This is a genomic window from Calditrichia bacterium (assembly GCA_020634975.1).
In the GTDB taxonomy this organism is placed as follows: domain Bacteria; phylum Calditrichota; class Calditrichia; order RBG-13-44-9; family J075; genus JACKAQ01.
On record JACKAQ010000001.1, the window covers coordinates 1,161,040 to 1,173,499 of the forward strand.

The 12,460-nt window shown below is 47.6% G+C and carries 11 protein-coding genes; 5 read left to right on the forward strand and 6 right to left on the reverse strand.

Features of this window, described 5'->3' with window-relative positions; translation table 11 throughout:
• Nucleotides 1–9 precede the first annotated feature (9 nt).
• Complete coding sequence (locus H6629_04625; protein ID MCB9067074.1) at nucleotides 10–2,439, reverse strand: ABC transporter permease; 2,430 nt, start codon at nucleotides 2,437–2,439, stop codon at nucleotides 10–12.
• 165 nt (nucleotides 2,440–2,604) lie between these two features.
• Nucleotides 2,605–4,329: a serine hydrolase gene (locus tag H6629_04630; GenBank protein MCB9067075.1), complete on the reverse strand. Its 1,725-nt coding sequence runs from the start codon at nucleotides 4,327–4,329 to the stop codon at nucleotides 2,605–2,607.
• 80 nt (nucleotides 4,330–4,409) lie between these two features.
• Here H6629_04630 and H6629_04635 point away from each other — a divergent pair, with 80 nt between their 5' ends.
• Nucleotides 4,410–4,568: a hypothetical protein gene (locus tag H6629_04635; protein ID MCB9067076.1), complete on the forward strand. Its 159-nt coding sequence runs from the start codon at nucleotides 4,410–4,412 to the stop codon at nucleotides 4,566–4,568.
• A 2-nt stretch (nucleotides 4,569–4,570) separates the two neighbouring features.
• Here H6629_04635 and H6629_04640 read toward each other — a convergent pair whose 3' ends face one another.
• Entirely contained in the window at nucleotides 4,571–5,404 is an 834-nt protein-coding gene (locus H6629_04640) for a hypothetical protein (protein MCB9067077.1), read from the reverse strand.
• Between the two features lie 164 nt (nucleotides 5,405–5,568).
• Nucleotides 5,569–6,390, reverse strand: a complete 822-nt coding sequence (locus tag H6629_04645) for a transglycosylase SLT domain-containing protein (protein MCB9067078.1) — start codon at nucleotides 6,388–6,390, stop codon at nucleotides 5,569–5,571.
• Between the two features lie 472 nt (nucleotides 6,391–6,862).
• Between H6629_04645 and H6629_04650 the strand changes: the two genes are divergently transcribed.
• A complete protein-coding gene (locus H6629_04650; protein ID MCB9067079.1) occupies nucleotides 6,863–8,449 on the forward strand; it encodes an OmpA family protein in 1,587 nt (528 codons plus the stop codon).
• On the opposite strand, the gene H6629_04655 is transcribed toward H6629_04650, so the two are convergent.
• Complete coding sequence (locus tag H6629_04655; GenBank protein MCB9067080.1) at nucleotides 8,450–8,845, reverse strand: CBS domain-containing protein; 396 nt, start codon at nucleotides 8,843–8,845, stop codon at nucleotides 8,450–8,452.
• 249 nt (nucleotides 8,846–9,094) lie between these two features.
• Between H6629_04655 and H6629_04660 the strand changes: the two genes are divergently transcribed.
• From H6629_04660 to H6629_04670, 3 genes are all read left to right on the forward strand, one after another.
• Complete coding sequence (locus H6629_04660; protein MCB9067081.1) at nucleotides 9,095–9,859, forward strand: EI24 domain-containing protein; 765 nt, start codon at nucleotides 9,095–9,097, stop codon at nucleotides 9,857–9,859.
• 11 nt (nucleotides 9,860–9,870) lie between these two features.
• Nucleotides 9,871–10,317, forward strand: a complete 447-nt coding sequence (locus H6629_04665; GenBank protein MCB9067082.1) for a hypothetical protein — start codon at nucleotides 9,871–9,873, stop codon at nucleotides 10,315–10,317.
• Nucleotides 10,318–10,386: 69 nt separating this feature from the next.
• Nucleotides 10,387–11,403 (forward strand): quinone-dependent dihydroorotate dehydrogenase, encoded by a 1,017-nt coding sequence (locus H6629_04670; protein ID MCB9067083.1) that lies wholly within the window; start codon nucleotides 10,387–10,389, stop codon nucleotides 11,401–11,403.
• Nucleotides 11,404–11,464: 61 nt separating this feature from the next.
• Here the strand turns inward: H6629_04670 and H6629_04675 are convergent, their stop codons facing one another.
• Nucleotides 11,465–11,881 (reverse strand): VOC family protein, encoded by a 417-nt coding sequence (locus H6629_04675; GenBank protein MCB9067084.1) that lies wholly within the window; start codon nucleotides 11,879–11,881, stop codon nucleotides 11,465–11,467.
• Between the last annotated feature and the right edge of the window lie 579 nt (nucleotides 11,882–12,460).

Consider the following 12,460-nt stretch of genomic DNA (forward strand, 5'->3'; position numbering starts at 1 on the left):
CCGATTGGATTATTCGTATCGCAGCGATTTTACCGGATTGGTGAACGCCGCGCGAATCGCCTGCGAACTGACCGTGAACAACGCAACCAAAACCACCAGTACGCCTGCGGCAACAAACACCCAAACCGAAAGATCGATCCGGTAGGCAAAATTTTGCAACCATTGGCTGGCAATACCGTACGACAGCGGCCATGCGATCAGATTGGCGATGGCTACCAAAATCAAAAATTCGCGGGCAATCAGCGAAATTATATTCGGTGCAGATGCGCCGAGCACTTTGCGAATCCCGATTTCTTTGGTGCGACGGGTAACGGCCAGCGCAGCCAATCCGAGCAATCCCAAACAGGAAATGAGAATCGCAAAAAAGGAAGCGTAGCCGATAATCTGGCTCCATTGCTCTTCACTTTTGTATTGTTTGTCTAATTCTTCATCCAAAAAAGCGTATTTGAAGGGCTGATCCGGCACCAACGTTTCCCACGTATCTTTCAGAAAATCAACAGTTTGGGGCATCTCTGATGGGCGTATGCGCGCCAGCACCCGGTACATTCGGTGATAATCCGGGTTGTTGTGCAACACCAGCGGCTCAATTTCGCGATGCATCGAATCGATGTGAAAATCGCGCACCACACCCACAATCACCGGCGGTTCCTGATTGTCATCCAAATCGAGCAGTTGCTGACCGAGCGCCTGTTCGTTTGTCCAGTTAAGTTTTTTCACATATGCTTCGTTTACGAGCACCGCCAGTGTGGCATCGGTTGCCATTTCCGAAGAAATATTGCGCCCTGCCAGCAGATCGATATCCAGCGTTTTGAGATAATCTTCATCCACCCGGATAAGCCGGACAACCACCCACTCGCCCTTGTCGTTTTTTGTTCCGCGCATGGATTTGCCGGAAGTGAACGCACGATCGCTGCCGGTTGCGGTCACGATGTTATCATTTTTTAAAATTTGCTGTTTGTAGAGTTCGTACACATTATCCGTATTTTCGTGCGGCATATCGACAACCACAACGGCATCCGTCGCGAAACCGGTATCTTTATGGCGCATAAAATCCAGTTGCTGAACAATCACCAGTGTAATGATGATCAGGCTAACCGACAGCACGTATTGAACCAGCACCATTCCCCGGGTGAAACGGTTGCGACCGCCAACGCTCAAATCCCCTTTGAATACAGCAACCGGTGAAAATCGCGATAAAATAATTGCCGGATAGCTGCCGGCCATTAATCCGGTGACAATCAAAATACCGAACAATATTCCAATCGAATTCAGGTTTTCTAAATTGAATAAAGACAAAGACTTCTGCGACATTGCGTTGAAAACGGGCAGCAGCAATTCGGCAACGCCGATTCCCAAAACCAATGCCAGCGCAGTGAGCAACAGGGCTTCGCCCCAAAACTGGAGCATCAACTGTTGGCGATACGCGCCCAACGCTTTGCGAACGCCAACTTCCATCGCGCGGGTAGTGGAACGCCCGATCGACAACGTCGTAAAATTGATGCAGGCGATAAACAGCACCAGAAATGCAATCGCCGATAAAATGTAGGAATAGATCGGTTTGCTGAATTCCGTGTAATTGCTGTTGACCGATTGATCGAGATAAACATCCGTGAGCGGTTGCAAATGTAGCGAGAAAAATTCCCGGTAGCGTGCCGGTTCCAGTTCATCGTTGGTTTCCGCAATCCGGGCACCGAGGTTCGCATCAATCAACGCGGATAGCGATGTTTCCATATTTTCAAGATTTGTGCCGGGTTTCAATTGCAGATAAATCGTGGTTTCGCCCATATCGTTGTTATTTTTGCCATACAGCTTCACATTGTCCAACGGCGTCAGCATATCAAATTGCAGTGATGATAACGACGTCACATTTTCCATCACGCCGGTAACGGTGTAATCTTTTGCCTCACTGCCATGAAAACGCAATACATGGCCGAGCAAACCCGGATAATCGCCGTTAATTTCCGGGAAAAATTTATCCGCGACCTCTTTTGAAATCACAACCGCATCCGGTTGCGACAATGCAGTTGCGGGATCACCGGCGATCAGCGGAAAACTGAACATGTTCAGAAAATCTTTTTCAACCTGCCCAAAATGCTGCTGAAATGACAAATCGGCTCCATACGAAATCCACGTTCGCGATTTGACAAAACCGCTGGCAGCAACAACCCCAGGCACCGATTCATGTATCGTTTGGGGAAACGTGTGCGGGAAAAGCGTGTTCCGATAGATTTCGCCGCTGTCGTCTTTTTGAGCGATCACCAGCCGGTACAAATTGTCCGCATTCGCGTGAAAGGCATCGTGCGACCACTCCTCCTGCACAAATAAAAAAATGAAAATGCAGCAAGCAATCCCGATGGACAATCCCAACACGTTAATAAATGTGTATATTTTTTGTTTCAGCAAACTGCGAAATGCAATTTTGAGATAATTCTTCAACATGATACAACCTCTCAGAAAAACCGTTTTTGAAAGATGCGCGATTTACACATTAGTTCAACCACGACTTAATCAACAAACGTGCCATCGTTGTTTTTATTGAATTTAAATGATTTTTGGAGGAGTTTTTTTATCAAAAATGTTCGGCGGGAAACAGCACCTGTCCGATTACGGACACGCAGGAATCAAATATTTTTCCAGAATTTCCAACGGTTTGGGATCGAACACCGGTTTTGCATCGCCACTGGTAAATACGGCAACCAGTTCCGCATCCGGTACAGTAACAATGTATTGCCCACCTTTTCCCATCGCAAAAACAGTGCGAACACCGGCAATTTCTGTTTGCCACCAGCCGTAACCGTAATTTGGAGCGGGTGCATTTTCGCCCCATGCTTCCGCCTGCGGTGCGCACATTTGGGAAATCCAGTTTTCCGGCACAATTTGCAGTTCGTTGCGACGACCGTTTTCCAGCACCAACTGCCCGATTTTGCCCATCGCGCGGGTGGTGAGCATCAGCATGCCGCCGCCATACGCCCGCCCTTCCGGCGAAACGCCCCACGACAATTCGTCGATGCCGAGCGGTTCGAACAAATTCCGCAGGGCAAAATGCTCAAGCCTGGTCCGGGTTGCGTTTTCCAGCACTGCGCCCAAAACAGCGCCATTTCCGGCGCAGAAAGACCACGCCTCGCCGGGTGGAAATGCGGTGGGTAAATCCAGCATCAATTTTACCCAATTCCGGCCGCGTAGCAATTTATCTTCCGTTGCCAGCGCCGTACGCGACCAATCGTTACAGCCCAATCCACTGGTCATCGTAAGTAGCTGTTTTATCGTAATTTGCGATTTTTGGGGATCGGAATTTTCGATGGCCGCATATTCGCGCAGCAGTGGAAAAACCGGCTGGTCGACACCGAATAAATATCCCTTTTCGATGGCGATGCCGCACAGCAACGCAGTGATGCCGAGTGTTGCGTTATCGAGATTGCGGAGCATCCCGCGCCGGGAAATTTCAGGGTAAATTTCCACAACCAGCTTCCCGCGATGTGCGACGAGCAGGCTGTTCACATCAGGAAATTCGTTGCGGCGCAGCGCAGAAAGCAGCGAATCGATGAGCGCAATTTTCAATGCGGTCGATTCCGGCGCGGCAATTTCCCAACCGTCATTCAACGATTCGGGCAATTGCCACGTCAGCGAATCGAGCGGCGGCACCGGTTCAAAAACAATTTTATTTGAAATTTCGGCGCGCTGCCAACGCCAATTGCCATCAAACATGTTTTTGTTTTTATTGAACTTACCGGAAAATTCTCCATCCAGCAATCGGGATGAAAATTCAATTTCCGAATCAGTCATTTTAACTTCGTCCAACGGCACATTTTGGGCATTCAACTCCGGACTGAAAAATTTTCCAGTTATTTCACCCGACCAATTGTGGCTCAACTCGACAGTCAGATGCAACAATTTTCCCGGAAAACGCAGCGTTCCGCGCCAGTCGCCGGTCATCCCGGTTTCGCCCGATTGTTTGTTAAGCACCAACGGCAACCGCTGGCGACCGCGAACGGCATCGCCGGTGATAAACGCATCGGCTTCGCCTAAAAGTCCGTTGAAAAAGAGCGCCAGTTCCGGCACTGCCAGCGACAACTGATCGCCGTCCCGGTGAATTTGCGTCACCGGTAAATTGTCGATATTTTCTTCGGGAATACTAATGTTTGCGGAAAGCTGTCCGTCGCCGGATTGCCGGATGCTCAATTCGATCGAAATCGGCACAGCCGGTGCGGGTAAAACGCTTTGCCAGCGCTGAAAAATCTGTGGATCATGCGCAGGTTTTTCACAGCCGCCAATCAAAATGATCAGCCAAACAATGCCCAAAACGGCTATTTTTTGTAATTTCTGCATCATTTTTGTTCGATTTTTGCGTTACCGCGAAATTGCAATTATCTTTGTTAAATAGATTGAGGAAATAAACAGAGGAAATAGCGATGCGCCTGAAACTTGCTGCTTTTTGGGTTTTTGCACGACTGTCATGGGGAGAATTCGATAGCCCACTGCATTGGCAACGGAACCGGGCGCGCTTTTTTCCTGCGCCGCAGGTGATGGTTTACCACCAACCACGGCTGAACCCGTTCTCACGAAACTAAATTTATGGCTGCTCTTGCGCTGCCGCCGCAGAATCGCCCTTTGCGGTAATCACTTGCACATTCTGGTTAAATTCATAATCCTTCAAAAAAAGCACGCGTGGGATTGTTTGGATGTCACCGCTTTCGGTGCGGGTTTGGACAAACAAATTAATTTGCTCCGGTAAAAATCGCTCATTCTGCCGGAAATAAATAATTTTGGTGCGCAATCCGCTGGATACTTCATTGTTGGTTAACACCTGCCCGTCCCACCCCAGACAAAGCCATTTTTTGTTCACTTCTTTATAAGTGGGGTAATAAACTTCCTTGCGCTCGTTGAAAAACCAGATCACTCTACCCAGCATACCACCTTTGGTAAAGGTTTGTTTAGATTTAACTTCGCGCGCTTTTTCCTCGATGCGAAACGCGACACCGATGGTATCGCCAAAGGTTGTGAGTGTTGCATTGTCTGGAACTTCGTGCAGCGGTTCGTAAAACACAAATTTGTTGAGATCGGGGAAAATATAGCTCCACAAATTTTTGAGCGCCTGCGCCTGCGCAAACATTTTCCGCTGAATGGAATCTGGCAAAGCCGGAAAGGGTTGCAACGCATAATAGCTGCTTCCGTCCGATAGCCAGGTAATTTTCAGGGGATAGTAGAAACTGCTATCCGCATGATCATCGATAAAATCGATATATGCCGCAGAGGTGATCAGGCAACTGAAGTTTTGCACATCCGAATCAACGATGTTATGGTAATAGCCATTAATTTGCGATTTGAATTGCGTATAATTTTCTTGCGCCTGCGCTGTGCACACCATAACCACAGCTAAAATTGCCACCAGTAACCATTTTTTCATCAATCATTTTTCCTTTTTTGATAACACTAAACTTATTCCGGATTGCAAACCGCAAAATGCGCTCTCAGGTTCCGGCAAAGCTCACAAATTTACAAAATCATGCGGGTTATGCAAAATTTTTATGGATTTCATTTTTGGAGGGGGAAATGCAAAAACGCAGCATTTTACATGGATGCGCTAAGCTCTTCAATGGAGAGGTGTTCAACGTCATTGCGATACATTTTGCGGAAAGCGTCATATTTTTTCATGATGTCGTCCACATAATCGATCGTTTCTTCGTAGCCGTAAAAATAGCCAAAAGTAGGATGCCCAAGCTCCCAAACTTCCAGATGCAATTTCCAGTGTTCATCGGTGAGTAACGGTAGGCATTCTTTTACCGCAGCCCATGTATTCGGGTCTAACTGGCGCACACGGGCAATATCCTGTGCATCGTAAACCCTGGCAATACCGGCGTTGTATGCGGCAAGCGCCAACATAATACGGTTGTCGGGATCTGCCCGCGGAAAATTTTTGAGCTGCTTATACATATAATAAATGCCCGCGGTAATGTTCTCATGCGGGTCTTTAGTGATGTAGGCGATATCTATTTCGCTGGTAATTTCCCGCGCGGTTCGGGGCATAATTTGCATCAAACCCATTGCACCAACGTTGCTCATGGCGTTCTCTTTAAAATAGGATTCTTTGAGAATCTGGGCAATGGTGAGTCGCCAATCCAGTTTGTAACGGGCAGTATATTTGCGGATTATCGGGAAATATTTTTTGAGTTGTTCGGAAAAATTGCGGGGCAACTGGCGTTTCCGGAATTTCTCCAGCTCTGCCTGTTGTTGTTGTTTACTCTCGATTTTTTGCTCGATGATGCTCATCAGGCTGTCTTGCTCTGCAACCAGCGACTCAACGGGCACCGGACTGGTTTGGCAAGCGTTGGTCAAAACAACACCAAATCCCAGTGCAATAACCACAACAAAATGTCTGAACCCGGTCTTCATGATAAATTGATGGAATCAGCTCCAAAATGCTTAAGCTAAGCCCGTGCTACCTCTGCCATTATTCTGAGATCCGTTTTTTATCATCTTCAACAACACAACGTTTTTTCGAGTTCCCGGTCCTTTTTTTAGGGCACCGTGCTTTTTGGCTGTTCATAATATTCGGGATTTTGTGCAAAAAGTTTACACTGCATGTAAAACTCAACAATACATTTACCCGGCAAGTTTCGCCAATTGCCTCGTTAAATACAAATAATACTTACTTTAATCTGTAGAGATCTGTTAATTTCAGACGAAAAAATTTAAAAAATATCGCGTTTCGCTTAATTTATATACAATATACGTGCGGGTTTTTGGGTAAAATTGAGGAATGTCAACTTTTTTAAGACAAAAGATTATTTGATTACGGGCTTGAAAATAATTTACTTGTTGTAAATGCTAAACTTAGCACCATTTAAACCCTTAGGAGGATTTTATGCCCCGTTTTAATTTAATGATTGCCGGAATCTTATTGCTGGTAATTTCAACCGTAATTTCTGCGCAACTAAAAACGGAAAGTTTTTCCGTGGGTTTTGGTGGGGGTGTTTTACTGGGCGATACAGAATTTGGACGAGATGACCGGATCAATCCTTATGGCAGCGTGTTTTTGCGCCACGCCATTTTTGACCGGATTGAAGGTCAGGTTACCGGAAATTTTTTGGGGAAATTGAAGAAAGACGCCAACGAACCGTACGAAACCACAATTTATAGCGCTGATTACAGCCTGCTGGTGCGGCTGGTTTCCGGGAATGTTTTCAGTCCGTATGTTTATGGCGGCATTGGCGGACTGTATTACGATGTTACGGACGCACCGCCGAGCGCTTCCGCAACTGCGGAAAATCAAAAGTGGAAACTCGTTGCACCGGTTGGGGGCGGTTTTCAGATCGGGCTGTCGGATTACGTTTCCATCGATGTAGCCGGTGGCTATAATTTCACAAACACGGATGACCTGAATTTGGTGAATATCAACAAAAATGACGGTTATTTCAACGGCCGTGCAGGATTGACCATCAAACTGCAAACCGGAACGATGGACAAAGATAAAGACGGGCTGAGCGATCGCGAAGAGCGAAAACTCGGCACAAATCCCAATATCGCGGACAGCGATACCGACGGGCTGAACGACGGCGAAGAATTTATGCAATATCGCACCCATCCGCTGCGCATCGATACGGACAACGACGGGCTGAACGATATGCAGGAAGTCCGTGTATACTCCACCGATCCGCGTGATCGCGATACCGATAAAGACGGGCTGAGCGACGCCGAAGAAGTGTTCACGTTCAAAACCAATCCGCTGGAAACAGACAGCGATGGCGACGGCGTGAACGACCGCGAAGAAGTGATGGTGTATCGCAGCAATCCAAATGACAAAGATTCGGACAAAGACGGATTGGAAGACGGAACGGAAATTACCAAATACCGCACCGATCCCACCAAACCGGACACCGATAACGACCGGTTGAGCGATAAAGAGGAAGTTAACAATAGCAATACCGATCCATTAAATCCCGATACCGACGGCGACGGTTTGACAGACGGCGACGAGTTACTTTCGCACAATACTGATCCGTTGAGTGTGGATACAGACAATGGCGGCGTTGACGATTTCACGGAAGTAAAACGCAAAACCAATCCGCTGGATGGCGAAGATGACGATCTGCTGAAGGTCGGAAAAGTGGGCGATAAAGTAGTGCTGGACGGCATTTTGTTCGCAACCGGCAGCGCAAATATTTCGCCGCAATCGGAAGTCATTCTCGAAAAAGCGTATCAAACGCTCGTTTCGTATCCGGATATGGATGTGGAAATTCACGGCTATACGGACAACACAGGTAACTACAATACAAACATCACTTTATCGCAAAAACGGGCGGAGTCCGTGCGGCGATATTTGATTTCCCGCGGCATTGATCCGGCACGTTTGGTTGCCAAAGGCTTTGGTCCCGCAAACCCGATCGCACCGAATAATACCAAAGACGGGCGCGCCCGGAATCGCCGTATCGAGTTTGTTCGTACGCGTTAATTATGGATTGTGTTGATGCACAAAGGCTTGAATAACATCTTTTGAAGTGATGATGCCGCAGAGTTTTCCGTGCGCATCCACAACCGGCAAACAGGAAACCCGCCGGTTGAGCATGGTTTGACCTGCGGTAAACAACGATTCAGATTCAACGATTGTTACCGGATGGCGCGTCATTATTTGATGCGCTTTCCGGTTTAATGTGTCGCGGTCGCGGCGCTGTTCGGAAAATGTTTGGATAAACGGACTGACCGAACGCAACACATCGCGGTCCGAAATGATGCCAACCAACGCTTCCTCTTCCATCACCACCAAATGATGAAAATTGTGTTCCTGAAAAATCTGGCTCATTTCCCAAACCGTTGTGTCCATTTCAATTTGGAAAACATTGCGCGTCATAAAATCAGCAACGTTCAGCGAGTCCTTTTTTTGAATGGTTGCATCCATATTTCAATCCCTTTTACTTTCAATTCAATGGTACTATCATCGGAAAACGGGATTTTTTTCCTGAACTTTTTTTTCAGAAGTATATTGAACAATTCACTTTACCTGCCCTGAAATCACCGATTCGGCCTTTTTTATTGAAAATAATTCCGTAATTTTGGTGATGCTGAATCAAATGACACAACATTTCGTCGGATGGCCGGCATGATTGCGGAATTTTTTCGCGGATTGCGGTCGTACGGCAATGCTCACCGGGTGATCATCCGCCATCGATTGTGGCGATTTCTGGTTATTCCGGGCATCCTGAGCATCGCGGTGGTGATTGCGATTATCTGGTTTGGTGGCGTTTATTTTGATAATTGGGCGAACACGCTCGTTCAATATGCGCTGCCGGAATCGCTTCGCGGCGATGCAACCCGCGCAATCGCAATGGTTCTGCTGTGGATTTTGCTGGTGCTGTTGGCGTTTATGACGTATAAACACATCACGCTGGCGTTTTTGGCGCCGATTTTGGGGCATCTCTCCGAAAAAACGGAAGTGCTGCTCGGGCATCAATCCGCCGAAGGATTTTCCATTGCCCGAACGCTGCAGGATTTGGGACGCGGCATCACAATAAATCTACGCAACTTGTTGTTTACGCTCGTTTTAACTGCGATCGTTTGGCCGCTGGTATTCGTTCCGGTCATCGGCGCGGTGGTCTCGACAGCGCTCATTTTGATGATCCAAGCCTATTACGGCGGCTTCGGATTGATGGATTGCGTGCTGGAACGCAAACGTTTTTCCGTGAAACAAAGCGTCCATTTCGCGAAACTTCATCGCGGGAGAATTTTGGGCGTTGGCAGCGGATTTATGCTGCTGCTGGCAATTCCGCTGATCGGCTGGTTTCTGGCGCCGGCATATGGCACGGTTGCTGCCACCATTTCCGCATTGGAAAAAGTTGAGAAAACTGAATCACCACACAAAAAATAGAGGTGTAAAAAATGGGAAATTTGCTGGATTGGCTGAAACAGAACGTCGCCGTTCTTAAAGATATCTTCACTTCGCTGCGGGAAGTTATTTTGGTCATCTGCCTGATTTTGCTGCTGATTTTTCCGGAAGGATTCAACAGCATCCTCACTCGCGCCGGATTTGTGGAGGCCGATTTTGGCTTCATCAAATGGAAGCGACAAATTGAGCAAATGCAACAAGATACCATGGCTGCGGATTCGCTGCTGACGCAGATGGAAGCAGCGCTGCAAACCACCGGTGAGGTTCTCGATCAACGCACCCGATCGTTGGATGGTGAAATGCAAACGCAGGAATTTTCGCTGGCTTCGCAAAATATTGACAGCACGCTGGCAAACAGCCGTAAAATTCGCCAAAAATTAAAAGAAAATCTGGAAAGCCAGCAAGCCTTGCTGAATGATATCCAGAAAGAAAGTCGCTAAATTCGGGCGCGTCAATGCCGCGTCCCCGACATTAAATAATTATCCGTTATCCTTTATCCTTTGAAAAACATGTATAAATCGCTCATCAGACCACTGCTTTTTTTACTCTCGCCGGAAATTGCGCACAATGTTACGTTTATTTTGCTGCGGCTGCCGTTTGTCAGCACCATTTTGAAATGGGTGTATCGATTCGAGCACCCGTCGCTGGAACGCAAATTGTTCGGGCTCACGTTCAAAAATCCGGTGGGGTTGGCTGCCGGTTTCGACAAAAATGCGGAGCTGTATCGCCAATTGGGTGATTTGGGATTCGGGTTTGTGGAGATCGGAACGGTGACGCCACAACCGCAACCGGGAAATCCGCAGCCACGCCTGTTCCGGGTGCGCGCGGATAACGCCATCATCAATCGAATGGGGTTCAACAACGACGGCATGTCTGCCATCGCCCTGCGGTTGCGAATGAACAAACGGCATGTGCTGATCGGCGGAAACATCGGCAAAAACAAAGTTACGCCCAACGATGATGCCATTGCGGATTATGAAAAATGTTTCGAAATCCTGTATCCGTGTGTGGATTATTTTGTGGTCAACGTCAGTTCGCCGAACACGCCAAATTTGCGGGCGCTGCAGGATAAAGAGCCGCTAACCGCTTTGTTGCAGCGCATCCAATCGTTGAATCACCAAAAATCGCCGGCAAAACCGGTGCTGCTAAAAATTGCGCCGGATTTGAGCGATTCGCAGTTGGACGACATCATCGACATCGTGAAAACCGTAAAAATTGACGGTGTAATTGCAACAAACACAACTATTTCCAGAGAAAATCTGCAAACGCCGGCAGGCAAAATTTCAGAAATCGGTGCGGGCGGATTGAGCGGAAAACCGCTGCGCGAACGCTCCACCGAAGTAATTCGCTATCTGCACCGGAAATCCGGCGGCGCGTTCCCGATCATCGGTGTTGGCGGCATCCACTCCGCCGCAGATGCGCTCGAAAAGCTGGAAGCCGGCGCATCGTTGGTGCAGCTGTACACCGGATTTATTTATGAGGGACCAGCGCTCATCAAGTCGATCAAAAAAGCGCTGGTCAAATAGGGTTGGCGCAAATTTCCGGCCACCAGATGGTGGAATTTCTACAGTCGTAATTACAAAAAAATCAATCCGATGATTCGCTCTCATTCTGTTCGGTGAACGCGTCATCAACCGGCTCCCACAATTCTAGTTTATTGCCTTCCGGATCCATAATGTGCACAAATTTGCCGTAATCGAATGTCTCAATTTCATCGCAAATTTCCACACCGGCGGCGCGCAGTTCCTCCACCAATTTTTCGATATTTTCCACCCGGTAATTGATCATAAATTGCTTTTGGGATGGCTCAAAATATTTGGTGTTTTGCGAAAACGGGCTCCACTGCAAATAAGCGATCTTGTCGGGATTTTCAGCAGTGCGGAACTCAAACATCGAGCCGTATTCGTTGGTCACCAATCCGAGATGTTCGGCGTACCACTCACGCATTTTTTCGGGTGATTCACATTTAAAAAATATGCCGCCGATGCCGGTTGCTTTTTTCATGGATTGCTCCTTTTCGGGAAAAGTTTGTGGATTGATTTTTTCGAACGAAAATTCGATGCGTTGCTGCATTTCCGCCGATGTTTCGATTTTTTCGACGATTGCCGTGAACGCGTTTTCGCCATCGCGGCGATAGCGAATCCGTTGTGGAAAATCGTGTGCCGGATTTTCGAAAACCGCTTCGGTTTCCGAAAAATTGACCAATTTGAACGGGATCGGCAGCGCATTTTCCGCCACTTTAGCGATGTAAAAAATATCGCCGCCCATTTTCGTCAGCAACAGCGATTCGCCGAAAATCGTTTCGCCGCTGGCTTTGGACACCCGCGAACTGCTACCTTCGAGCGCCGTTTCACTGACCCGACGCCACGATTCTTTGGTGATGCTTTTTGACGATTCGCGCTGCCAGTCGCCCCGCAGCCAGGCGAAATCATTGATATCGATCGCCACCGTTTGCGAAAACGTCAACATTGGCACCAATAAAATCATTTTGGCTAAAATCATTATATTCACAAGCTTAGACATTTTATATCCTGTTTAAATTGGCCGCTTTCAATATAGTCAGCAAAGAACTGTTTTGCAAAA

Bases quoted from the DNA above. Each gene is read 5' to 3' on its own strand.
- H6629_04625 (MCB9067074.1), bottom strand. From the start codon at position 2,439: ATGTTGAAGAATTATCTCAAAATTGCATTTCGCAGTTTGCTGAAACAA.
- H6629_04630 (MCB9067075.1), bottom strand. From the start codon at position 4,329: ATGATGCAGAAATTACAAAAAATAGCCGTTTTGGGCATTGTTTGGCTG.
- H6629_04635 (MCB9067076.1), top strand. From the start codon at position 4,410: ATGCGCCTGAAACTTGCTGCTTTTTGGGTTTTTGCACGACTGTCATGG.
- H6629_04640 (MCB9067077.1), bottom strand. From the start codon at position 5,404: ATGAAAAAATGGTTACTGGTGGCAATTTTAGCTGTGGTTATGGTGTGC.
- H6629_04645 (MCB9067078.1), bottom strand. From the start codon at position 6,390: ATGAAGACCGGGTTCAGACATTTTGTTGTGGTTATTGCACTGGGATTT.
- H6629_04650 (MCB9067079.1), top strand. From the start codon at position 6,863: ATGCCCCGTTTTAATTTAATGATTGCCGGAATCTTATTGCTGGTAATT.
- H6629_04655 (MCB9067080.1), bottom strand. From the start codon at position 8,845: ATGACGCGCAATGTTTTCCAAATTGAAATGGACACAACGGTTTGGGAA.
- H6629_04660 (MCB9067081.1), top strand. From the start codon at position 9,095: ATGATTGCGGAATTTTTTCGCGGATTGCGGTCGTACGGCAATGCTCAC.
- H6629_04665 (MCB9067082.1), top strand. From the start codon at position 9,871: ATGGGAAATTTGCTGGATTGGCTGAAACAGAACGTCGCCGTTCTTAAA.
- H6629_04670 (MCB9067083.1), top strand. From the start codon at position 10,387: ATGTATAAATCGCTCATCAGACCACTGCTTTTTTTACTCTCGCCGGAA.
- H6629_04675 (MCB9067084.1), bottom strand. From the start codon at position 11,881: ATGAAAAAAGCAACCGGCATCGGCGGCATATTTTTTAAATGTGAATCA.